The sequence below is a fragment of the Streptococcus infantis genome, assembly GCF_047464215.1.
GTDB lineage: Bacteria > Bacillota > Bacilli > Lactobacillales > Streptococcaceae > Streptococcus > Streptococcus infantis_P.
Genome location: NZ_JASHCG010000036.1, coordinates 1 through 1,415, shown reverse-complemented (window position 1 = coordinate 1,415; position 1,415 = coordinate 1). Strand labels below are relative to the sequence as shown.

The following is a 1,415-nucleotide window of genomic DNA, read 5'->3' as shown; positions in this document are numbered from 1 at the left end:
GGCTCTATAATATTTGTAGTGGGTAAATCCCCTATGGATATTATGGAGCCTATTTTTGTGTAGAAAAAAAGTCCCATATGACCTATAATGAAAAGCGATCAAACAACTCATTAGAAAGAATCATATGGAACAATTACATTTTATCACAAAACTGCTCGATATCAAAGACCCTAATATCCAGATTCTAGACATCATCAATATGAATACCTACAAAGAAATCATCGCTAAACTGGACTACGACGCCCCATCTTGCCCTGATTGCGGAAGTCAAATGAAGAAATATGACTTTCAAAAACATTCTAAGATTCCTTACCTCGAAACGACTGGTATGCCTACCAGAATTCTTCTGAAAAAGCGTCGATTCAAGTGCTATCAGTGCTCGAAAATGATGGTCGCCGAAACCTCTCTCGTCAAGAAGAATCATCAAATCCCTCGTATTATCAATCAAAAAATTGCTCAAAAGTTAATTGAAAAGACGTCTATGACTGATATTGCCCATCAGCTGGCCATTTCAACTTCAACTGTTATCCGAAAGCTCAATGATTTCCGTTTTAAGCATGATTTTTCTCGTCTTCCTGAGATTATGTCTTGGGACGAGTATGCCTTCACTAAGGGAAAGATGAGTTTCATTGCACAAGATTTTGAAAAACTCAATATCATCACCGTTCTTGAAGGCAGGACACAAACTATCATCCGAAATCACTTTCTTCGCTACGATAGAACCGTTCGCTGTCAGGTGAAAATCATTACTATGGATATGTTTAGTCCCTACTATGACTTGGCTAAACAGCTTTTTCCCAATGCTAAAATCGTTCTAGATCGTTTTCACATTGTTCAACATCTTAGCCGTGCTATGAGTCGTATTCGTGTTCAAATCATGAACCAATTTGAGCGAAAATCCCATGAATACAAGGCTATCAAACGTTACTGGAAACTCTTCCAACAAGATAGTCGTAAACTCAGCGATAAGCGATTTTATCGCCCTACTTTTCGCATGCACTTAACGAACAAAGAAATTCTAGGCAAGCTTTTGAGCTATTCAGAAGAGTTGAAACACCACTATAATCTCTATCAGCTCTTGCTTTTTCATTTTCAGAATAAAGAGCCCGAGAAATTTTTCGGACTTATTGAAGACAATCTAAAGAAGGTTCATCCTCTTTTTCAGACTGTCTTTAAGACATTTCTAAAGGACAAGGAGAAAATCGTCAACGCCCTTCAATTACCTTATTCCAACGCCAAATTGGAAGCAACCAATAATCTCATTAAACTCATCAAACGAAATGCCTTTGGTTTTAGGAACTTTGACAACTTTAAGAAACGAATTTTCATCGCTCTGAATATAAAAATGGAGAGGACAACGATTGTCCTCTCCAGATGTTAGCTTTTATTCAACCCACTACAGTTGACAAAGAGCC

Annotated in this window: 1 protein-coding gene; it reads left to right on the top strand. The window is 37.6% G+C overall.

Translation table 11 applies throughout. The features are described from left to right. The first annotated feature begins 124 nt into the window (after positions 1-124). Positions 125-1,381 (top strand): ISL3 family transposase, encoded by a 1,257-nt coding sequence (locus tag QM469_RS10505; protein WP_414276806.1) that lies wholly within the window; start codon positions 125-127, stop codon positions 1,379-1,381. Positions 1,382-1,415: the final 34 nt, after the last annotated feature.

Bases quoted from the DNA above. Each gene is read 5' to 3' on its own strand.
- QM469_RS10505 (WP_414276806.1), top strand. From the start codon at position 125: ATGGAACAATTACATTTTATCACAAAACTGCTCGATATCAAAGACCCT.